Here is a 20200-nt window from a genome sequence, read left to right as displayed (position 1 = left end):
CGCGCGGCCACCGCGGCCGCTGCTCGATTGTGCCGTCCGGGCCCGGGCCGTCCCAACAGGGCACGGCGTTCAGGACCCGACGAACGTGCTCAGCAGGAGTACTCCGCCGAGGCTGAGCAGCGACTGCAGGGACAGCATGAGCGTCCAGGTGCGGAACGTCTGGGCGACCGAGAGCTGGTAGTACTCCTTGAACAGCCAGAACCCGGAGTCGTTGACGTGCGAGAGCATCACCGCGCCCGACGCCGTCGCCAGCACCAGCAGTTCCGGGGAGAGGCCCGGGTAGGCACCGATCAGCGGGGCGACGATGCCGGTGGCGGCGGCGGTGGCCACCGTCGCGGAGCCGAGGCAGATACGCAGCAGCGCGGCGACCAGCCAGGCGAGCAGCAGCGGGGGGACCGACCAGTCCACCGCGTAGTCGGAGATCAGCTTGTCGATCCCGGTGGCGGTGAGCATCGCCTTCAGACCGCCGCCGGCGCCCAGGATCAGCACGATCCCGCCGACCGGCCCGAGACCCTTGCCCGCCATCTTCTGGAGCTGGCCCAGGCCGAAGCCGGAGCGCAGTCCCAGGGCGAAGAAGGCGAAGATGACCGCGGCGAGCAGCGACATGACCGAGGAGTCGCACGCCTCGAAGATCGCGTAGGGCAGGGAGCCCTCCGCGGTGTTCGCGGTGCCGACGGTCCCGATCAGCATCAGGACGGGCGGCAGCAGCACCGTGATCAGGGCGAGCGTGAAGGAGGCGGGCCGCTTGCGGTTCTCCGGTTCGGGGCTCGACTCGGGGATGGGGCCCTTGTCCAGGTCCGGGGCCGGACCGAACCACCGAGAGGCGAACTTCGTGAGCAGCGGACCGCTGATCACGGCGATCGGGATGCCGATGATCAGACCGTAGAGAATGGTCAGGCCGGTGTTCGCCCCGTACGCCGAGACGGCCAGGGTGGGGGAGGGGTGCGGCGGGAGCAGGCCGTGCGAGATGTAGAGGCCGGCGGCCAGCGGCAGTCCCACGTACAGCAGATGCGTACCGGTGCGCTTGGCGACGGCGTACACCAGCGGCACGAGCATCACGAAGCTGACGTCGAAGAGGTGAGGCATCCCGATGAGCAGGGCCGCGGCCGTGATGGCCGTGGGGATCCACTTGACCGGGCGGGCCCCGATGAAGACGGTGGCGATCCGGTCGGCTCCGCCGGAGCCCAGCAGGATGCCGCCGAGTATGGTGCCCAGCCCGATGGTGGGACCGGTGCTCTTCAGCGCGTCGCCGAAACCGTCCTGGAAGTGCTCGACGGTGTCGCCCGGACCCAGGCCCGCCGCGAGTCCCAGACCGAGCGCGGAGAGCGCCAGTGCCATGAACGGGTGCAGCTTGGCCTTGGTGATCAGCAGGATCAGGACGACGACCGCGGCGGCGCCCAGCAGGAGGTTCTGGAGGTCGGTACTCATCATCGGCTCGCGTGGGGGGCGTCAGTGGTGCCGGTGGCGCGCGATCCACGCCCGGACGTCCAGGCGTGGAGCAGGTCCGCGTCCGGGTCGGCGAGGTCGCCGAGGGTGATCAGGGCGCCGGCCGGTACGTCACGTCCGAGCGTCGCGTGCGCGGCAAGGTACAGCGGGGCCGTGTCCGCGGGAGCGTCCTCGTCACGCAGCAGCACGGCCTGGACGCCGGTGACGTCGTGGTGGTGGCCGCCCATGTCCAGCACGGTGCCGGCGGGCAGGTCGCGCTCGGCCCGTCCCGCGAGCACGGCGTGGGCCTGTGGGTCGGTGCCGCCGGAGGGCCGGCCGTGGAGCACCGCGGACAGCAGCGAGACCGGGGTCTCGACCCCCATGAGGTGGTACGGCAGGTAGACCGCCGCGTAACGGCCGTCCCTGCTGACCACGTGGCCCTTGCCGCGCAGCGTCTCCCAGGTGACCGGGTCACCGGTCCGCACGACGACGAAGACGCCCCCGGCGAACGAGGCCTCGTCGGGCAGCCGCAGCGCGCTGAACACGTCGACGGCACCGGAGCGGTGCAGTACGCCGCCGTCCTCGCGCAGGGAGTAGACGTCGGCCAGCTCGGCGATCCGGGCGACCGGGTAGTGCAGGCGCTCGACGTCCGGCCGGAAGCCGGTGCCGGTCGCGACCACCGCCATCTCGCAGTAGTCCGCGGTGGCGCCGGTGGGCAGAGCGCTCACCGCGGCCGCACGGGCGGCGAGCGTGGCGCGTACGTCGGAGCCGAGGCCGAGCAGCCCGGCCAGTTCCGGAGCGGGGACGGTGGTGTCGAGCTGGGTCACGGAGCCGGTCTCGGGATCGAACACGAGGTCGTACTCGCTGGACTTGCCGATCGCCACGATGTCCAGGCCCAGCAGCTCCGCCCAGGTCACTAGGGCGATGAGGTTGGCGGGCTGATCGCCGTCGGCCGTGGTGTAGACGACGCCGTTGTCGCGGGCCAGATCCGCGAGGTGCAGCCCGGCGACGGAGTCGACCTCCTTGCTGACCATGGCGACGTGGCGTCCGCCCGTCAGCGCCTCGCGAGCCATCGCGTAGCCGTCGGCAGGGCTTCCTGTCGCCTCCACCAGGATGTCCCAGGGGGCCGCGGGCAGCAGTGCGCCGTCCGCCACCAGGGCGACGTGCCCCTGCTCCGCGGCGCGCGCGACCTCGGCGACGTCCGCGCAGACGGCCAGGTGGTCCGCCGGGTAGCCGAGCTCGACGAGCATGCCGCGCAGCCGCTCCACGTCACGGTCGCACAGGACGGCAGGGGCCAGACGACCGATGCGCGGGGTCTGCGCCAGCAGGGTCCGGGCGAAGCCGCCGCCGGCTCCGGACAGTGCGTAGCGCACGGTCCGGTCGCCGGTTCCGGCGAACAGGTGATGCAGATTCATTGGCTCTCCTAGACGGGCGCACGGCTCGGTTCTACGGCTCCGGCTGACGCGGTCTCGGCGACGGCACGAGCACCACACGGGAGCGTGTTAACAAGATGTACCAGCAGATATCGTCTGCGTAAAGTCTGTTAACATTTTTTCACACACGGACACGCAGGCACACTCAGCTGCCGGGGACTTCACCCGGCACCGCACACCGACGCAAGGAGGTCCGATGCCGACCCTCGGGGCCATCGCCGACGACTTCACCGGAGCAACCGATCTCGCCACCATGCTCGTCGCCCGGGGCCACCGGACCGTGGTCACCGTGGGCCCGGAGTCCCTCTCCGAGGGCCCGGAGGGAGCGGCCGTGCGTGACGCGGACGCGGTCGTGGTGGCCCTCAAGTCGCGCACCGCGCCCGTGGACGAGGCCGTCGGCACGTCACTCGCGGCCCTGCGCGCCCTGCGCCGGGCCGGCTGCGAGCGGTTCTACTTCAAGTACTGCTCCACCTTCGACTCCACCCCCGCCGGCAACATCGGGCCGGTCACCGACGCACTCCTCGAGGAGCTGGGCGAACGCCGCACGGTGGTCGTGCCCGCGTTCCCCGCCACCGGCCGCACCGTCTACAAGGGCCGTCTCTTCGTCCACGACGAACTCCTCGACGAGAGCCCGATGCGGCACCACCCGCTCACCCCGATGCGTGACTCCCACCTCGGCCGGCTGCTCACCCCGCAGACCCGTCACCCGGTCCGTCTCGTCGGCCTCGACACCGTCCGGCAGGGCGGCGACACCCTGCGCGCCGCGCTCGGCGCCCCCGAGCTTGCCGACTCCCTCGTGGTCGTGGACGCCGTGACCGACGAGGACCTGGTGACCGTCTGCGCGGCCACCACCCACCTCGCCCTCGTCACCGGTGCGGCGGGCCTCGCCCTCGGGCTCACCGGCCCTCACCCCGATGCTGCCCGCGCCACGCCCGCGTCCCGGCCGGGAGACCCCGGCGTCGTCCTCTCCGGCAGCGCCTCGTCGGCGACCAGGGCCCAGGTCGCGCACGCGCGTGCCCGCCTGCCGCACCGCAAGCTCGACATCCCCGCCCTGCGCGCCGACTTCACCGGCGAGGTCGCCCGGCTCGTCGCCTACGTACGCCGGTCCTGGGAGGACGAGCCGGGCAAGCCGCCCCTCCTCCACTCCGTGGACGACCTCGGCGACGTCGAACGGACGGCTCCCGGTGGCGGCCCCGCCGCCTCGGAACTCGTCGAACGGGCCCTCGCCGCCTGTGCCACCGCGCTGGTCGCGGCAGGCGCGCGGCGCATCCTCGTCGCCGGGGGCGAGACCTCCGGCGCCGTCGTCACCGCCCTCGGGGTCCGCACCCTGTCCATCGGCGCGCCCATCGCCCCCGGCGTCACCTGGGCACGTGCCGAAGGCCGGGCCCACGGCCGGGACCACACCGTGGACCTCGCCCTGAAGTCGGGCAACTTCGGTGACACCGACATCTTCACGGAAGCCTGGAGCGCGCTGGCATGAGCGACCCCCGCACCGAACTCGCCGCGGCCGGCGCCCGGCTGGCGGCCCTCGGGCTCAGCCCGGGTTCCTCCGGCAACCTGAGCGTCCGGATCGACGACCGTGTCCTCATCACCCCCACCGGCGCCGACCTCGCCGAGGTCGACCCCGACGGGCTCAGCGTGCTCGCTCTCGACGGCACCCACCTCGACGGGCCGCGTCCGTCGAAGGAGTTCCCCTTGCACGGCGCCTTCTACCGGCGGGACGACGCCACCCGCGCCGTCGTCCATCTGCACGCCCGGAACGCCACCGCGGTGTCCTGTCTCCCGCCGTGGTCCGCCCGGAGTGCCGTGCCACCGCTGACTCCGTACTTCGTGATGCGGGTGGGGCAGACCCCCCTCATCCCGTACGCCCCGCCCGGCGACGCGGACCAGGCCGAGGCCCTGGCCCTGCTGCCCTTCCCGCTCCGTGCGGCACTCCTCCAGAACCACGGCCCCGTCCTCGCCGGCCCCACGATGGCCCGCGCCGTCGACGCGGCGGTGGAACTGGAAGAGGTGTCGGCCCTGCTCCTGTCTCTGGGGGAGCGGTCCCCGCGGCTTCTGACTCCGGCGGAGGCGGACGCGCTCGCGAGGACGTACGACTCGCCGTGGGGCGAGCACTGAGGCACTGCGAGGCGCCGCGGCGGGCGGCGGGCGGCGGGCGGGTGAGGAGCGTCTCACCCGCCCGCCGCCGCTTGCTGTGCAACCAGTTGCATAGAACGATCGAGGCATGGCGCTCGAACACGCGATCCTCGTCTCCCTGCTGGAGCAGCCGGGCTCAGGCTATGAACTGGCCCGGCGGTTCGAGCGGTCCATCGGATACTTCTGGACCGCCACCCACCAGCAGATCTATCGCGTCCTCAAGCGCATGGAGGGCGACGGCCTCCTCGACGTCCGCGACGTCCCGCAGGAGCGGAGGCCCGACAAGAAGGAGTACTCCGTCGCCGGCCCCGGCCGTGCCGCGCTCTCCGGCTGGCTGCACGAACCGATCGAACCGGAAAGCCTCCGCCACGACCTCGCCGTGAAGATCCGAGGCGCGGCCTTCGACGACCCGGCCGCACTGCTCGACGAGGTCGAGCGGCACCACCGGGTGCACAGCGACCGGCTCGCGCACTATCTGACCGGGGAGCTCCGGGACTTCACCGGACCGGACGCCCCGGCGCCGCTCGACGCCGGTCAGGAGCTCCAGCACGTCGTGCTGCGCGGCGGCATCGCGTACGAGCGCATGACCGTCGCCTGGCTCGACGACGTACTCGCCACCCTCCATCGGCTCGGGGCGGCCGGCCCGCGCCGCTGACCCGCCCCGCATCCTCCCGCCCGCACACCCCTGGAAGGCGTACCGCCATGGCCGACCCGCTGATCTTCAACCCGCTCACCTACGACCCGGCACACTTCGACACCGAGACCCGCAGGCTGCTGCGCGCCACCATCGACTGGTTCGAGAGCCGCGGCAAGCGCCGGATCATCGAGGACTACCGGTCCCGCGCCTGGCTGGGGGACTTCCTCGAGTTCTCCGCGAAGGAAGGCCTGTTCGCCACCTTCCTCACCCCCGCCTCCGCCACGGACCGGGAGGACGGACGCTGGGACACCGCTCGCATCGCCGCGCTCAACGAGATCTTCGGGTTCTACGGACTCGACTACTGGTACGCCTGGCAGGTGACCATCCTCGGCCTCGGCCCGGTCTGGCAGAGCGACAACGCCGCCGCCCGCGACCGTGCGGCCGAACTGCTCTCCCAGGGTGAGGTGTTCGCCTTCGGCCTGTCGGAGAAGGCGCACGGTGCCGACATCTACTCCACCGACATGCTTCTGGCACCGGACGGCGACGGCGGCTTCCTCGCCACCGGATCCAAGTACTACATAGGCAACGGCAACGCCGCGGGCCTCGTCTCCGTCTTCGGCCGCCGCACGGACGTCGAAGGCCCCGACGGCTACGTCTTCTTCGCCGCGGACAGCCGCCACCCCGCCTACCACCTGGTGAAGAACGTCGTCGACTCCTCGAAGTACGTCAGCGAGTTCCGCCTCGACGGCTACCCGGTCGGCCCCGACGACGTCCTGCACACGGGACGCGCCGCCTTCGACGCCGCCCTCAACACGGTCAACGTGGGCAAGTTCAACCTCTGCACCGCCTCGATCGGCATCTGCGAGCACGCGATGTACGAGGCCGTCACCCACGCCCGCAACCGCATCCTCTACGGCCGCCCCGTGACCGCCTTCCCGCACGTGCGCCGCGAGCTCGCCGACGCCTACGTGCGGCTCGTCGGCATGAAGCTGTTCAGCGACCGCGCCGTCGACTACTTCCGCTCGGCGGGACCCGACGACCGCCGGTACCTGCTGTTCAACCCGATGACGAAGATGAAGGTGACCACGGAGGGCGAGAAGGTCATCGACCTGATGTGGGACGTCGTCGCCGCCAAGGGCTTCGAGAAGGACACCTACTTCGCGCAGGCCGCCGTGGAGATCCGCAGCCTGCCGAAGCTCGAGGGCACCGTCCACGTCAACCTCGCCCTCATCCTGAAGTTCATGCGCAACCACCTGCTGGACCCCGCCGGCTACGAGCCCGTGGCGACCCGTCTGGACGCCGCCGACGACGCGTTCCTCTTCCGTCAGGGACCGGCACGCGGCCTCGGCTCCGTGCGCTTCCACGACTGGCGCCCGGCCTTCGACGCGTACGCCGCGGTGCCCAACGTCGCCCGCTTCCGGGAACAGGCCGACGCGCTGTGCGACTTCGTGGCCCGTATCGCGCCCGACGAGCGGCAGAGCCGTGACCTCGACTTCCTGCTGTCCGTCGGCCAGCTCTTCGCCTTGGTCGTCCACGGACAGCTGATCCTGGAACAGGCCCGGCTCACCGGCCTGGACGAGGACGTGCTCGACGAGCTCTTCTCCGTGCTCGTCCGCGACTTCTCCGCGCACGCCGTCGAACTGCACGGCAAGGACTCCGCCAGTGGGGAGCAGCAGGACTGGGCCGTCGCGGCGATCCGCCGACCCGTCGTGGACGAGGCCCGCTCGGCGCGGGTCTGGGAGCGCGTCGAGGCGCTTTCGGGGGCGTACGAGATGGCTTTGTGACTCCGACCGGGTATCAGGCCGGGCCTGACCGCATCGCCCGCGCTCGCCGGGGCATATGGAAGGTCCGGCAGCCGGAAGTGGCCGGCTGCCAGGAGGAGGAGGTGACCATGACCATGGAAACGGTCTGGGCGGGTCCGGAGCACACGGACGGCGCGCTGGGTGAGGGTGTCATCGGGTACGACGTGGAGGCACCGGACGGAAGCGTGGGCACCGTGATCAGGCTCTCGCCGGTACCGGGGTTCGACCACCTGGTGATCGACGCGGGCGTCTGGAAGTTCGGGAGAAGCGTCGTGGTGCCCGCCGGCATGGTGACCGGTGTCGACGACGCCGCACGGGTGATCAGGGTGGGGTGCACCAAGGACCAGATCAAGGACGCCCCGCGCTTCGAGCGTGATCAGGACACCGGGGACCTCTTCTACCTGCGGCAACTCGGCGCGTACTACGAAGCGCTGTCCGCCGGCCAGGGATGACCGGAGGCCGGGTGGTACCGACGGTCGTCGGTGCCACCCGACGGCCGCCCGCCCCGCGTCAGGAAGGCTGCCCCGCGTCAGGAAGGCTGCTCCCGGCGGTAGCGCCGGCCGAGCGTCACCTTGAGCGGGAGGAGCACCAGCCAGGACCACATGGCGGCCACCGGTGATACGGCGTAGGCGAGCGGGACGGTCGCGCCGAAGACCAGGGCGGTGTTCCCCAGATCGGTCGCCACGAAGCGGGCCGTCCTCTCCGTCGCCGGATCGGACGGCCATCTTCCGTGCAGCCCCGTCCGGAGCACCGCCAGTTCGAGCAGGTTGGTCAGGCACACGGCGCCCGCGTAGACGGCGACCGCCAGGGGCTCCGACGCGTACTCCGACAGCAACGAGGTCGGAAAGGGGACGAGCGCGATGGCGCCGAGCCAGACGAGCGCGAGTTTCAGCGTGCGTCCCTCGAACCGCGGGACCAGCTCCACGATCCGGCGGTGGTCCCGCCAGAAGGCGGCGAGGATCATGAAGCTGAGAGCATAGGCGCCGAGATCGGGCAGGACACCGCGGACGGCATCCCGGAATCCTTGCGCGGTCAGGTCCGGCGGCACACGGACGTCGAGCACCAGCAGCGTCATGGCGATCGCGAAGATGCCGTCGGACAGGGCGGTCAGCCGTTCCGCGTTCTTCTCGCCGCCCGCTCGGGTGTCGTCCACCCGTCCAGCGTCCCGGGGCCGGTCCGGCACCCGGTGGATTGGGCCGACGGCGGGCAAGCCGGGCGCCGCGCCGCTCGGCCGGCGCCCGTACGCAGCCGCGGGTCAGACGGCCTGGAGGTTGTCGTCCCGCCGGGTGCCGGTGGCACGGCGGAGTGCGGAGGACCCGGTGGGGCGCGCGCCGAGCATGGTGTCGGCGGTGTGCAGGGCCTGAGGAACCGCCTGAGTGCCGGTCATCACGCACAGGGTGTAGGCGGCGTCCTCCACCGCCCGGGCGGTGGCGTCCGTGGAGCGCCGCGCGTCCTCGATCCGCGCGTCGGCGTAGCGGGCCAGAGCCACTCTCAGGTCCTGCGGGCTGGGTGTCAGCACAGGGTTCTCCTCCAGGGTCGATCCACGTCCAGGACGGGGGGTGCCGGGGCACAGGGCCGGACAGGCCCAGCGGTGCGGTTCACACTCCGTCATGTGACCCGGTATCACGCGTCTACCCGCTCATGGGCGGAGTACGCAGCGGGCTTCTGCGTGTGCACCGGGCGGTTCCGGGCCAGGCGTTCTACCGTTCACCGATGCGATCTGTCCCCTGGTGGGTCCTGTTCTCCTCGGTGTGCGCCCCCATCCTTCTCGTCGGTGGCTGGGCGGTCTCGGCGCACCTCCAGGGGCCCGGCTACGACCCCGCGTCGGCCACGATCAGCATCCTCGCCTCCGACGGCGCCGCCGGGTACTGGGTGATGACGCCGGCGCTGCTCGCGCTGGGGGCCTGCCACGTGGTCACCGCGACCGGACTGCGCCCCGCCGCGCCGTTCGGCCGGGCGGCGCTGGCCGGAGGAGGGCTCTCGGCGATGCTGCTGGCGCTTTTCCCGGCACCGGCCAGCGGCGGGTCGTTCGCCCACGGCGTGGTCGTGGCGGTGGGATTCTCGCTGCTCGCGGTGTGGCCGGTCCTGGCCGTGCGACGCCGGGCCTCACGCAGGCGTGTCGTGGCTGCCGCGGGCGACACGTGGCCGCGTCCCACGGCCCGGCCCTCGGACAGGACGGCACCATGGGCACTGCGCCCCGCACCCTCCGTCACCGCGGCCGCGCTGATGTGGCTCGGCGGCGCCTGGTTCCTGCTTGCCCTGTACACGCTCGACACGGCGGGGGCCGCGGAGCGCGTCCTGACGTTCGCACAGTCGTTCTGGCCGCTCGTCGTGGTCGTCTCCTGCTTCCGGCACGGCGCTGACGACGGGCGACCGGACTGATTCCCGGCACCCGCTTCCGGACTGATGCCTCGCACCCGCTTCCTGAGGGGCGTGGCATGATCAGCCGTCCGGCGGAACCGCCGGAGGAGCCGAACAGGGTCCGGTGACGTCCGTTTCCAGGAGGAGGGGCCATGGCCGTCGACGTCGTGGAGGAGATCCGCCGGCTCCAGGACCCGAGTTCCGCCAGGCGCCGCTCGGCCGCGAAACGACTTGAGCGACTCTCCGACCCGTCCGCGGGCCCCGCCCTCCTCCGAGCCTTGAGGAACGAGGTGCTGGATCCGCGGACCTGGGAGACCCAGTACCGGATGACGATGGCGCTCGGTACGTGCGGCTCCCCGTCGGACCTTCCCCACCTGCGCACTCTCGTCGTGCGGCCCGACACCCTCCACGCGGTTCGCACCGCCGGGGGCGACGCCGTCCTGCGGCTGAGCCACATGGAGGAGTCGCACGCCGAGGCGATCCGCTGGTGCCTGGACACCGGTGACGAGGTTCTCGTGGGTGGGGCGCTCCAGGCCGTGGCCATGCTCCGGCTCGCCCTGGACGAGGAGACCGTGACCGACGTCCTCGACTTCGTCGAGGCCAGGTCCCCGCAGGACGGCATCTACTTCTGGCCCGCCGTCGCCGCGGCCGGCTGGTCGGGGCAGCGGGTGCACGCCTTCCTCACCTCATGTGTCTCCGGCCCCCGCTCCGACGTCGCCGAGGCCGCCACGAGTTCTCTCGCCGGCAGCTACGGGACCTACCGGCCCTTCTAGCCGCCGGACGCAGGGCCCCGGTGTCGAAAAGCCCGTTGAGCCGATCCCGTGGGTGAGGAAGAGTCTGCGTTCATGGAGTACTTCTGCTACCACCGGGACCGGCCGGACTCTGTCGCGTTGCGCGAGGAACTGCTTGAGGAGCATTGGGCCTACATGGATCGCTACGCGAAGGAGCTGATCGCTCGCGGTCCGACCTTCGCCGATGACGGCGAAACTCCCACGGGGAGCGTGCACATCGTCGATCTGCCCGACCCCGCCGCTGCCCGGGCCTTCGCGTTCGACGAGCCCAACTACCAGGCCGGTGCGTACCGGGACGTGCTGCTGCGCCGTTGGCGCAACGTACTGGGGCGCACCATGTGGGACCGCCCCGGCGACAGCGGTGACGGCAACCTGTACCTGGTGCTCGGCCTCGGCGAGGGCCGGGCCGCGGACCTCACCCCGCCGCCCGGCCAGGACGAGCTGATCGTGTACGGGCCGCTGCTGTCCGACGACGGCGGCACCTGGCTGGGCACGGCGGCGCTGCTGCGGGCCCCTGACCCGGACACGGCACGCGCCGTCCTGACTCCGGACCGGTACGCGGACATCGAGGTCCACGACTGGGAGTTCGGAGGACGTCGATGAACCGGCGGGGTACCGCGCCCCCTTCCCCCTTCGACGCTCCCTGGCCGCCGGTGTCGAGACGTACTCCCGGCGCGTGACGACGCCACGGGGGACAGGCGTACGGGTGAGGTCGGTGGAGGCGCCCCGCTCAGTCCTCCGCGTCGCGGACCAGGAGTGCGATCTGCACCCGGTTCTCGACCGCCAGCTTCGCGAACAGGCTGCCGGTGTGGGCCTTGACCGTCGCGACGGTGATGCGCAGCCGCTCCGCGATCTGCGGGTTCCCCAGTCCGTCCGCGATGGCCCGTGCGGTCTCCCGCTCCCGTTCGGTCAGCACGGACAGCCGCCGGCGCGCGGCCTCACGGTGACGCCCACGGGCGTGCGCGGAGTCCGGGCCGGTGGCCGCGGCGATCACCCGCGCCGTGGCCGCCGGTGACAGCACCGGGTTCCCGTCCGCGACGGTTCGCACCGCGTCGAGGATGCGTGAGGGCGGGGTGTCCTTGAGGACGAATCCGAGCGCACCTACGCGCAGCGCCCCGAGGACCAGGTCGCTGGAGTCGAAGGTGGTCAGCATCAGCACCCGTGGCGGAGCCGGCCGGGCGAGCAACTCGCGAGCCGTGTCCAGACCGTCCCGCCCCGGCATCCGTACGTCCATCAGCACCACATCGGGCCGCTGCTCGTCCACCACGCGGAGCGCGGCGTTCCCGTCGGCCGCCTCCGCCACGACGGTCAGGTCCGGTTCGCCGTCGATGACGAGCCGCAGGGCCATGCGCACCAGTTCCTCGTCGTCCACGACGACGACACGTACGGGATCGTCCCGGTTTTCCACTCATGCGCTCCTCTCGTGGATGTGGGCGGGGCCGTCCGGCCAGGGCAGTCGTGCGGTGAGAACGTACCCGCCCCCGGGCGTGGCACGGTGGTCGAGTTCGCCCCCGGCGAGGCTGACCCGTTCGCCCAGGCCCAGCAGGCCGAAGCCGGAGGCCGGTGGCGGTGCGGTGCGCAGGGGGGCCGGTCCGTTCCGGACACCGATGCCGAGAGTGCCGCCCGCGGTGCCTTCGAGGGTGACGCGCACGACCGCGCCGGGGGCGTGCTTGGCAGCGTTGGTCAGCGCTTCCTGGACGACCCGGTAGCAGGTCCGTCCGACGCCGTCGGGCGGCGTTCCCGCCACGGCGTCGGTGAGCCGGACGTCGAGGCCCGAGGTGCGGGCGTCGGCCACCAGGTCGGGGAGCCGGTCGAGGGAGGGCTGCGGCGGTTCCGGGCGGCCGGGGCCGGAGCGGAGCACGCCGAGGACCTCCCGCAGCTCCTCCAGCGCCTGGTGGGAACCCTCGGCGATGCCCCGGACCAGGACGCGGTTCTCCTCGGCCGAGAGGTCACCGCGGTGGTCGAGCACCCCGGCCTGCATGGCGACCAGGGAGATGCGGTGCGCCAGGACGTCGTGCATCTCGCGCGCGATCCGGTTGCGTTCCAGCGCCCGTGCCTGCGCCGCCCGCGCGCTCTGCTCCCGTTCCGCGCTCTCCGCCCGCTCCCGCAGCGACCGCACCTCGACCCTCCGCGCTCCGACCGCCATGCCGGCGGCCACCGCGATCCCCGCGGTCAGCGCCGGCACCACGATCTGGACCCACCACAACGCCTCGGCCGAACCCTGCACCGGGTACATCCCGAGGGCCAGCTGCGACGCGGTCACGTAGGCGAGAACGACGGCCCCGATCTCCACCGGGCGACGGCGGGTGGAGACCGAGCACAGCGCCAGCAACGCGGCGCCGGTGGCGAGCGCCGACACGGTCGAGGCGACGGTGACCACCAGGGCGACCACGAGGGGCCATCGCCGCCGCCACAGGAGCACCGTCAGGCAGCCCAGGGCCACCAGCGGATCACCGACGAGGATCCAGGAGCCCGGGCCGCCGGACCCGTTCCGCATCAGCGCGGCGGTCGAGAGCCAGACAGGCAGGCTCACGAGCCCGGCCACCGTCAACCGCCAGGCCTGTTGCCACCACCCGAGCCGAGGCACAACGTCCGTGTTCACCAGGCCATTGTCGCCACATCGTGCGTCCGGCGGATCAGACCCAGGACCGATACGCATAGGACCCAGGTCGAAGAAGCACCTCGCCCGCGGTCGGGGCCGGGCCGGTCCGCCGGGCCGATGTCTCTCCCGCGTCCGCCGGACAGACTCGTTCGCGTGCCGGTGAAGCCCCCCACAGGAGGAAACCCCATGCGCGGAAGCCTGTTCCTCGCTCTCACCGCCCCCGCGTCGGCCGCGTTCGCCCTACGGCAGCAACACGTGCGCCGACGACGCGACGACGACGTTCCTGACCACCGGGAACGTCGCCCGCGCGATCTCTCCTGCGCGGCGGAACCGGCCAGCTGAACCACGACGCCCGTACAGGAGGCGACGCAACATGTTCGAGGAGATACGAAGCCGCAGGGCCGCCCGGCGGGTCACCCCGGGTGACGGACGTCCGCTCAAACGGTTCCGCTGGTGGCAACTGCCCTACCGTTCCCTGTTCTACCTCTGCCTGCCCGACGACAGCGGCGGACAGTCGGTCTACGCCGTGGACGTCAGGCGTGGCCAGGACCAGACATCCGCGGAGGCCAAGGCCGACCTGTACCTCGACGGCCGGCACCACCTCCGCTCGAGGCTCCCCGCCGCCTTTCCGGTCCCGGGCGGCACCGTCGAGGTACGGCTGAGCGCCTTCGGGCTGCGGCGCTGCCACTACGTCACCGCCGGGGGCACGGAAGAGCTGCTCGTCCCGGACAGGGCTTCCGCCGAGGGGCGCCGCGCCCGCTTCGGCCGCGCGCATCCGGCGCTGAGCCGCGGGATCGGCACCGTCTCGCTGACCGTACTCGTCGTCGCCCTGGTCGTGTTGGCCGCACAGCTCGCCCAACAGATCACCGAGGTGCCCGCGGTGGCCGAGCGAGTCGGGTCGTTCACCGCACCGGTCCGTCCACCGGCCTGGTGCAACGCGGTGCTGACCCTGGTCACCCTGGCGGCCGGTACGGAGAGGGCCCTGCGGGTGCGGTACAGCAGGCTGCTCGACGGTACGGCCGCCTGACCGCGCGGACGGCCGACGGCGCAGGCAGGCGTGGTCAGGCGTCGCCGTCCTGGCGGCGAGGGCAGCCGTCTGCGCCAGGAGTGCGGCGGGCGGTTCGTTCAGGTTCAGGGCGTGGGCGGTGATCGTCACGGGGGAACGGCGGATCACGTGGTCGGTGGGGGCCGGGCCCGACGTGGTCGCCGCGTGGACGAGGTGGCCGTGGGTGAGGCCCAGGGCGGTGCAGTAGGCCAGGAGCGGGAGGGCCGCACATGCGAAACGGCGAGAAGCGCCCGGTCCTGCACGCCCCCTCTCCGGAACGCGGCCCCGGCCGTCGTCCCCGGTGGCCTGTTCATGCCGGTTCCCAGGCGGCCGCGCACAGGGACTCGGACACGGCGGAGGTGTAACGGGCCGCGGCGAGCCAGTGGGTCGCGAAGCCGTCGGTGTCGGCGGGGAGAAGGCGGCCGAACCGGTCGCGCTCGCGCCGGGCCGCCGAGGCGCACAGGGCGGTGAGAAGGCCGGCGGCCGTGGGAAGGCCCGCCCGGCGGAGGCGGCGGGTCTCGGCGGAGACGTCACCGAGCATGCCGAGGGCGGCGCGGCCCGCCGGGACCGTCTGTTCGACGCGTCGCTCCAGGAGGTGCAGGGGTGAGTACGCGCCGGCGTCGCCGGCTTTCTGCGGGGCGGGGTCCACGCGGGCGTCCGGGACGGGGAGATCGGCGCGGCGAAGACGGTCGAGGCCGAGGTCGATCGTGCCCTCACCGGTGGGGTGGGAGCAGGCGAGGAGAGCGAGTCTGGGATGGAGCGCGGGTACCAGACGGCCGACGATCCGCAGCCGTGTCCCCGGTGCCGTGGCCAGCAGCATCAGGTTGTCCCGGTGGGCCAGTGCCGGGTCGTCGTCGGCGACCGTGAGCCGGACGGTGACACCACCGTCGCACGACGCGAGCAGACAGGCGCCGCCCGGCTCCCTCACGAGGCCGCGAAGTTCGACGTCCAGGAAGAGCAGATCGCTGCCGCCGGCATCCGGATCCGCGTAGCGGGACGTGGACCGCAGAGCTTGTGCGGCCTGCTGGGACGGGGGAACCTCCCACAGGGCGGCGAGCGGTGGTTCCGTCCATGCCGCGCCCCGGGCGGTGACCGCCCTGACGCCCTTTCCGGCGCCGAGTCTGCCGTCCGGCGAGACCGTCGCCCCCGAGACCGCCAGCCCCGCCCGGCCCAGTTCCCGGTGGGTGAGCGCGCTCTCCCCGAGGCGCACGGCCCGGTCGGCCACGCCCAGGGCGCGTCCGACGCCGCCGGGTGCCACGTCGCCGACCGTGAAAAGCCGGCCGTCCGGCCCGGCGACCCAGGTGCGGACGCCGCCGTGTCCCGAGCCGGTGACCACGGGTTCGGTGAACAGGCCGTACAGGCGCAGCGAGCCGTCCGGGCTGTACGGCCTGCGTGACCGGCCTCTGAGGGCGGCCAGTTCCGTACCTGAGGCGGTGCCCATCCGGTGCGCGATCCCCAGGACGTCGGCCAAGGCCGTGACGAGGCCGGCGGTGCGGTAGGACGGGTCCCCGGCACGGGCCGCGCGCAGCAGCGTGACGACGGACAGCGCGGCGCCCGCGACGCGCGGCAGGTGCTGGAGCCGGGCGGTGTGAGCGGCGCGCAGGAGCGCCGCCTGGGCGACCGCACCGGCCCCGTCGACACCGGCCTCCAGCACGGCCGCGGCCGCTGACCACACGGCCTCGGCCGCGGCTCGCTGGGCCGGGCTCGCCACGTCGGGCGCCTGCACGGTGTCGTCGGGCCGTGATGCGGGTTCGACCGCGGTGGCGTCCTGCGGTCCGGCGGGCTCCGGGGCCGGATCCGCCGTGGGGGCTGCGCAGGCGGCGGCCGCGCGGTGGACGCACGCCGGGGCGAGGAGGCAGCCGCACGTGATGGCGTCAGCCGTCACCACCACGCCGCCCGGGGCGTGCAGCCGCAGATCGGTCTCCTCGTCGACCGCGATCGTCACCGTGTCTCCGTCGTGCTGCACAGGGCGGGCGCCGAGCTTGGTGACCGCCGCGTCCAGCCGCTTGCGCAGCCGGGGCGAGAGGTCTTCCACCAGGGTGGCCGTGACCTCCGGTGCGACACGGGGCAACTGGGCGGCGGTCATGCGGTCTTCTCCCCTATCCAGCGGGCCAGTTCGAGTGGGCTGAGTGCTGCCACGGGCATACCGGCGGCCACGAGCTGGGCGGCGACCCCCGTCGAGTAGCGGGGCCGGCCCGCGTCGTCGAGGCTCGCGCACCCGAGGACGTGGGCCCCGGTGGCCACCAGGGCCCGCACCTCGGCCAGCAGTCCGCCGAGTGGAGCGCCCTCCTCGAAGTCGCTGATGACGACGACGAGGGTCCGGGTGGGCACCGTGATCAGACCGCGTGCGTGCCGCATCCCGGCGGCGATGTGTGTGCCGCCGCCCACGCTCACCTCCAGCAGGAGGGAGAGAGGATCGTGCACATGACCGGTGAGGTCCACGACCTCCGTGGAGAAGGCGAGGAAGTGGGTGCTCAGGGCCGGCACGCCGGCCAGCACGGATGCGGTCAACGCGGACCAGATCGTGGACGCCTCCATGGATCCGGAGACATCCGTGACGATGATCAGACGCCAGTCGGCGGACCGGCCGGCCCGGCTGCGGAACACCGGCTTCTCGGGAATGACCTGGACCGTTCCGTCCGCCGTCCGGCGGGCGGTGGCCAGATTGGCGCGCAGCGTGCGCGCCAGGTCGAGTCGGCCGCCCGGGCGGCGGGTGGGCCTGGCCAGCATGGTGCCGGTGAGCGCGGGCCGCAGCCGGGTGGCGAGCTGCCGGGTCAGTTCGTCGACCAGCCGCCGGACCAGAGGCCGGAGCGCAGCGAGACGCGCCTCGGGAAGGCCGCCGGCGTAGCGCAGGACCGTACGGAGCAGTTCCACGGAGGGTGTGGCGGCCGCCGGGTCGATCTCGGTGAGGACGTCCTGCCGGCCGGTCGCGGCCGCGGCGGCGAGGACCTCCTCCCGGACACCCGGGCCGAACAACGCGGCCAGTTCCTCGGACCACTCGCGGACACCGGGAAACGACGCCTCTCTGCCTCCACGTCGGCCGCCGCCCTGGCCAGGACCTGGCATGCCACCACGTGACCCCTCGCCGCGCCCTTCCCCGTACAGCTCGTCCAGCGCGGTCGCCAGACGGGCTGCGGAGGACGGCAGTCGATCGGGGCGTCGCCCCAGTACGAGCCGCCATCGGTCGGAGGGTGCGAGGGTCCGCGCGGCGCCGGCCGCGACCCGCGCGGGCACGGGGGCGGCGGAGGCGTCCGCCCCGGTGGCGGGTGTGGGGGTGAGGGATGCCCGGGTGGTGGGTGGCGGGGGCGCGGCGAGGTGGTCCGGCCGTGAGGCGAACCGGTCGTCGTGCGCGGGGGACGGTACCGGCAGGCCGAGGCCGGTGAGCAGTTCGCGGGCGGAGAGGTCGGCGGCCGTTCGCGCCGCCAGGGCGGCCGGGTCGTCTGCGTCGAGGCTGTCCACCCGTTCGCCGAGCCTCTCCTCGACGGTGTCCAGCAGCCGGTCACGTGCGGCCGGGCTGAGGGTGTCGAAGCCGCCGCGCAGGGCGGGCAGCCGTGCCAGGAAGGCGGCGTCGTCCAGCTCCACCACACGGTGCAGCAGGGGGTCCAGGGCGCCGGATCCGGTGGTCAGGAGCGGGCCTGCCACTGTCAGGACGCCGATGAGGCGGGCCGTGAGCGTGGCCCGGGAGGTGCTGTCGACAGCACCGTCCACCCACGAGGCGACGCGCACTCCGAAGGCCTCGGCCTCCTCGTGGCCCGTGAGCACCCGGACCGCCCCGGCAGCCGCGGCGATCAGCGGGGTGCCGTCGGCGGCCAGCCGGACGAGGGCGGCGGTGAGCCGGATGCCTCCCACGCGGTCGGCGCGCTGGGCCAGTTCGAGGAGGGCGCGAGCGTCCTCGGGGTCCTCGGACCCGGTGAGTCCGTCGACCTGACGGACCGCCGCCGAGGTCAGCAATTCCGCCGCGTGCGCGATGCGGGCAGCCCGGGCGGAGGCCGCGGGGGAGGCGGGGCCGGCCGGGCCCTCGGTGGCTCCGGGAACCGGCGAAGTCCCGGCAGCGGACGCGGCGTCGGGGGCGGCCGGACCCGGCAGGTGGCCGGCGCGGATGCGGTCCAGGAGGTCGAGCCCGGTGAGGATTTCGGGAAGGGTGCCGCTGGAGGGGAGCACGACCGCCAGCTCCGTGAGCCGTTCGTCGGCCAAGGAGGGGAGCCCGCACTCGGTGGCCTCCGTCAGGCCCCTCACGACCTGGGCGGCCGTGGGACCGCCCTCCGCGCGCTCGGTCGCGTGCCGCCGGCGCAGCACCCCCTCGGCCGCCTGGGCGGGGGTGACGCCCCGGGCACCGGCCGCGGTGAGCATCGCGGCCGTCGCCGGGGTCCACCCCACCTGCCAGCGGGTCGTCAGTCCTTCCGAACCCGCGGCTCCCGTCACCGCCTGTTCCTTCGCGTAGGGGATGCCGCACACCGTCAGCCTGCGCAGGAGCAGTTCCCGCCGTCCGTCGAGGGTGGAGCGGGCCGGGTCGAGCCGGAGATCACGTGGCGTCCTCTCATGGGCGTCCTCCGGGCCGGGGAGCGAGAGTGCCGACGTCTCGGCCTCCACGGCCGGACCCAGGCCGCTGCGCGGAGCCGCGGGTACGGGCCGTCCCGTGCGGGCTCCGACGAGTACGCGTTCGAGGGCCTGGGCGACGGCTCGGCCGGTGCCGTAGGTCTCGCCGCGCCCGAGCACCGTCTGCACGGCCTCCAGGAACTCGCCACGGCCGGGGGCGGGCAGTTCACGCAGCCGGGCCAGGTCACCGGCGACCCGGACGACCTCCCGGGCGTCCGCCGGGCCGTAGGGATGGCCCAGTTCGCGCAGGGCCGTACAGACACGGACCGCGGTCCGGATCAGTGTCTCGTGCAGCGCCGACGGGGAACCGGCGGCCTCCAGAACGGCCTGCTGCCACTCCGGGTCCCTGATGCCCGCCGGGTACCCGGAGCGTGAGTCGAGGAGCGGGTAGGTGTACGGGATCAGGGAGACCGTGCACGCCTCCGCCGACCCGGCTCCGGCCGCCCCGCCGCCTCTGTTCTGCTCCCGTGGTGCGGCGGACGTGGCCTGCCCCCACGGGGCGGGTGAGGTGGGTGCCCCCGCGGCCCTGACGGCGGACGGCAGCAGCGCCGGGGTGTGGAAGGCTCCCACCACCACGGCGGGTCGCCGGCCGCTCGCCAGGGCCTCGGCGACGTGTGCGCGCATGCAGTCCTCGCGCACCAGGTCACCGCCGTCCACGCCGCCCGTCGCCTCGGCCTCGTACCGCAGCGCCCAGCCTGTGAGGAGGGCTGCGCGGCGGAGTGCCTCCGGCGTCGAACCAGGCGCGGGTGCCTCCACCAGCCGGTCCCACAGGTCGTCGCCGTCGCGGCCGGTGAGCCGGGACCGCAGGGCGGCGGACAGTCCGTGGCCGTCCCCCGCGGGCGTGGGGCCGGGCCCCGGGGTATCCGGCCCGCCGCGCACCCAGGTCCGGTCGGCCAGCGGCAGATCGCAGGCCACCGCCGGGACGCCGTTCCGTGCCGCCCAGCGCAGGGCGACCAGTTCGGGCGAGAAGTCCGCGAACGGATAGAAGGCGGGACCTCGTTCGCCGGCCGCCCCCGTCCCGTCGGCGGGCACGGCGGCGAGCGCCACCGGAGCCTCGGTCTCCTCGTGGGCGAGCCAGCCCAGCCAGGGCTGGAACTCCGCGGGCAGCTCGACGAGGAGGACGTCGGGGGCCGCCGCGTCCAGGAGCGCCGGCAGGGCGGCCGCGAGCGAGGGCGCGTGATGGCGCACCCCGATCAGGAACGGCAGCCCGGGGCCGGTCGCGGCGAGGGCCGCGACCGCAGCCTCCGGAGAGGTGGGCCCGGCAGCGCGGCCCGGGGGCGCACCGGCGGGCGACACCTCAGTGCCGGGCGGCGCGTCGGTGGCGGGCGACGTCCGGGCAGTGGCCCCGTCGCGGGTGGTCGACCGGATCATC

Annotated in this window: 18 protein-coding genes; 10 read left to right on the top strand and 8 right to left on the bottom strand. The window is 73.4% G+C overall.

Annotation, left to right across the window (positions count from 1 at the left end):
• Positions 1 to 69: 69 nt before the first annotated feature.
• Positions 70 to 1428 carry a GntT/GntP/DsdX family permease gene (locus IA22_RS0110530; protein ID WP_030123436.1) on the bottom strand — a complete coding sequence of 453 codons (1359 nt, stop codon included), beginning with the start codon at positions 1426 to 1428 and terminating at the stop codon, positions 70 to 72.
• Positions 1428 to 2840, bottom strand: a complete 1413-nt coding sequence (locus tag IA22_RS0110525) for a homoserine dehydrogenase (RefSeq protein WP_030123435.1) — start codon at positions 2838 to 2840, stop codon at positions 1428 to 1430. The genes IA22_RS0110530 and IA22_RS0110525 overlap by 1 nt, the downstream gene beginning before the upstream one ends.
• Before the next feature lie 214 nt (positions 2841 to 3054).
• On the opposite strand from IA22_RS0110525, the gene otnK reads away from it, so the two are divergent.
• From otnK to IA22_RS0110500, 5 genes are all read left to right on the top strand, one after another.
• Entirely contained in the window at positions 3055 to 4338 is a 1284-nt protein-coding gene (otnK, locus tag IA22_RS0110520) for a 3-oxo-tetronate kinase (protein ID WP_030123434.1), read from the top strand.
• Positions 4335 to 4976 carry a class II aldolase/adducin family protein gene (locus tag IA22_RS0110515; protein WP_014157809.1) on the top strand — a complete coding sequence of 214 codons (642 nt, stop codon included), beginning with the start codon at positions 4335 to 4337 and terminating at the stop codon, positions 4974 to 4976. Before otnK ends, IA22_RS0110515 begins: the two co-directional genes overlap by 4 nt.
• Before the next feature lie 106 nt (positions 4977 to 5082).
• Positions 5083 to 5649, top strand: coding sequence for a PadR family transcriptional regulator (locus IA22_RS0110510; RefSeq protein ID WP_014157810.1), 567 nt, complete (start codon positions 5083 to 5085; stop codon positions 5647 to 5649).
• Between the two features lie 47 nt (positions 5650 to 5696).
• Positions 5697 to 7415, top strand: a complete 1719-nt coding sequence (locus tag IA22_RS0110505; protein ID WP_014157811.1) for an acyl-CoA dehydrogenase family protein — start codon at positions 5697 to 5699, stop codon at positions 7413 to 7415.
• Positions 7416 to 7522: 107 nt separating this feature from the next.
• Positions 7523 to 7885: a hypothetical protein gene (locus IA22_RS0110500; protein WP_030123433.1), complete on the top strand. Its 363-nt coding sequence runs from the start codon at positions 7523 to 7525 to the stop codon at positions 7883 to 7885.
• Positions 7886 to 7962: 77 nt separating this feature from the next.
• Here IA22_RS0110500 and IA22_RS0110495 read toward each other — a convergent pair whose 3' ends face one another.
• On the bottom strand, positions 7963 to 8586 hold the full coding sequence (locus IA22_RS0110495; RefSeq protein WP_030123432.1) for a TMEM175 family protein: 624 nt from the start codon (positions 8584 to 8586) through the stop codon (positions 7963 to 7965).
• Between the two features lie 102 nt (positions 8587 to 8688).
• Positions 8689 to 8952: a DUF5133 domain-containing protein gene (locus tag IA22_RS0110490; protein WP_014157814.1), complete on the bottom strand. Its 264-nt coding sequence runs from the start codon at positions 8950 to 8952 to the stop codon at positions 8689 to 8691.
• 194 nt (positions 8953 to 9146) lie between these two features.
• Between IA22_RS0110490 and IA22_RS0110485 the strand changes: the two genes are divergently transcribed.
• The 3 genes from IA22_RS0110485 to IA22_RS0110475 all read left to right on the top strand — a co-directional run bounded on the left by IA22_RS0110485 (position 9147) and on the right by IA22_RS0110475 (position 11188).
• Positions 9147 to 9815 carry a DUF998 domain-containing protein gene (locus IA22_RS0110485; RefSeq protein WP_030123431.1) on the top strand — a complete coding sequence of 223 codons (669 nt, stop codon included), beginning with the start codon at positions 9147 to 9149 and terminating at the stop codon, positions 9813 to 9815.
• A gap of 131 nt (positions 9816 to 9946) precedes the next feature.
• Positions 9947 to 10567, top strand: a complete 621-nt coding sequence (locus IA22_RS0110480) for a HEAT repeat domain-containing protein (protein WP_030123429.1) — start codon at positions 9947 to 9949, stop codon at positions 10565 to 10567.
• 72 nt (positions 10568 to 10639) lie between these two features.
• Entirely contained in the window at positions 10640 to 11188 is a 549-nt protein-coding gene (locus tag IA22_RS0110475) for a YciI family protein (RefSeq protein WP_030123428.1), read from the top strand.
• 127 nt (positions 11189 to 11315) lie between these two features.
• On the opposite strand, the gene IA22_RS0110470 is transcribed toward IA22_RS0110475, so the two are convergent.
• Positions 11316 to 11993, bottom strand: a complete 678-nt coding sequence (locus IA22_RS0110470; RefSeq protein WP_014157818.1) for a response regulator — start codon at positions 11991 to 11993, stop codon at positions 11316 to 11318.
• Positions 11994 to 13187, bottom strand: coding sequence for a sensor histidine kinase (locus IA22_RS0110465; RefSeq protein ID WP_030123427.1), 1194 nt, complete (start codon positions 13185 to 13187; stop codon positions 11994 to 11996). It lies immediately after the preceding gene.
• A gap of 186 nt (positions 13188 to 13373) precedes the next feature.
• Between IA22_RS0110465 and IA22_RS36780 the strand changes: the two genes are divergently transcribed.
• The gene (locus IA22_RS36780; protein ID WP_157840924.1) at positions 13374 to 13529 is read left to right on the top strand and encodes a hypothetical protein; all 156 of its coding nucleotides are present in this window, start codon (positions 13374 to 13376) and stop codon (positions 13527 to 13529) included.
• A 31-nt stretch (positions 13530 to 13560) separates the two neighbouring features.
• Entirely contained in the window at positions 13561 to 14214 is a 654-nt protein-coding gene (locus IA22_RS0110460; RefSeq protein WP_030123426.1) for a hypothetical protein, read from the top strand.
• A gap of 328 nt (positions 14215 to 14542) precedes the next feature.
• Here IA22_RS0110460 and IA22_RS0110455 read toward each other — a convergent pair whose 3' ends face one another.
• The gene (locus IA22_RS0110455) at positions 14543 to 16318 is read right to left on the bottom strand and encodes a hypothetical protein (RefSeq protein WP_030123425.1); all 1776 of its coding nucleotides are present in this window, start codon (positions 16316 to 16318) and stop codon (positions 14543 to 14545) included.
• Positions 16315 to 20199, bottom strand: a complete 3885-nt coding sequence (locus IA22_RS0110450; RefSeq protein ID WP_030123424.1) for a vWA domain-containing protein — start codon at positions 20197 to 20199, stop codon at positions 16315 to 16317. Before IA22_RS0110450 ends, IA22_RS0110455 begins: the two co-directional genes overlap by 4 nt.
• Position 20200: the final 1 nt, after the last annotated feature.

Origin of the sequence: Kitasatospora papulosa, assembly GCF_000717245.1 — a bacterium.
Taxonomy (GTDB): Bacteria; Actinomycetota; Actinomycetes; order Streptomycetales; family Streptomycetaceae; genus Streptomyces; species Streptomyces papulosus.
The sequence above is the reverse complement of the archived record's forward strand: the minus strand, read 5'-3'. Positions and strand labels throughout refer to the sequence as shown.

Bases quoted from the DNA above. Each gene is read 5' to 3' on its own strand.
- IA22_RS0110530 (WP_030123436.1), bottom strand. From the start codon at position 1,428: ATGAGTACCGACCTCCAGAACCTCCTGCTGGGCGCCGCCGCGGTCGTC.
- IA22_RS0110525 (WP_030123435.1), bottom strand. From the start codon at position 2,840: ATGAATCTGCATCACCTGTTCGCCGGAACCGGCGACCGGACCGTGCGC.
- otnK (WP_030123434.1), top strand. From the start codon at position 3,055: ATGCCGACCCTCGGGGCCATCGCCGACGACTTCACCGGAGCAACCGAT.
- IA22_RS0110515 (WP_014157809.1), top strand. From the start codon at position 4,335: ATGAGCGACCCCCGCACCGAACTCGCCGCGGCCGGCGCCCGGCTGGCG.
- IA22_RS0110510 (WP_014157810.1), top strand. From the start codon at position 5,083: ATGGCGCTCGAACACGCGATCCTCGTCTCCCTGCTGGAGCAGCCGGGC.
- IA22_RS0110505 (WP_014157811.1), top strand. From the start codon at position 5,697: ATGGCCGACCCGCTGATCTTCAACCCGCTCACCTACGACCCGGCACAC.
- IA22_RS0110500 (WP_030123433.1), top strand. From the start codon at position 7,523: ATGACCATGGAAACGGTCTGGGCGGGTCCGGAGCACACGGACGGCGCG.
- IA22_RS0110485 (WP_030123431.1), top strand. From the start codon at position 9,147: ATGCGATCTGTCCCCTGGTGGGTCCTGTTCTCCTCGGTGTGCGCCCCC.
- IA22_RS0110480 (WP_030123429.1), top strand. From the start codon at position 9,947: ATGGCCGTCGACGTCGTGGAGGAGATCCGCCGGCTCCAGGACCCGAGT.
- IA22_RS0110475 (WP_030123428.1), top strand. From the start codon at position 10,640: ATGGAGTACTTCTGCTACCACCGGGACCGGCCGGACTCTGTCGCGTTG.
- IA22_RS36780 (WP_157840924.1), top strand. From the start codon at position 13,374: ATGCGCGGAAGCCTGTTCCTCGCTCTCACCGCCCCCGCGTCGGCCGCG.
- IA22_RS0110460 (WP_030123426.1), top strand. From the start codon at position 13,561: ATGTTCGAGGAGATACGAAGCCGCAGGGCCGCCCGGCGGGTCACCCCG.
- IA22_RS0110455 (WP_030123425.1), bottom strand. From the start codon at position 16,318: ATGACCGCCGCCCAGTTGCCCCGTGTCGCACCGGAGGTCACGGCCACC.
- IA22_RS0110450 (WP_030123424.1), bottom strand. From the start codon at position 20,199: ATGATCCGGTCGACCACCCGCGACGGGGCCACTGCCCGGACGTCGCCC.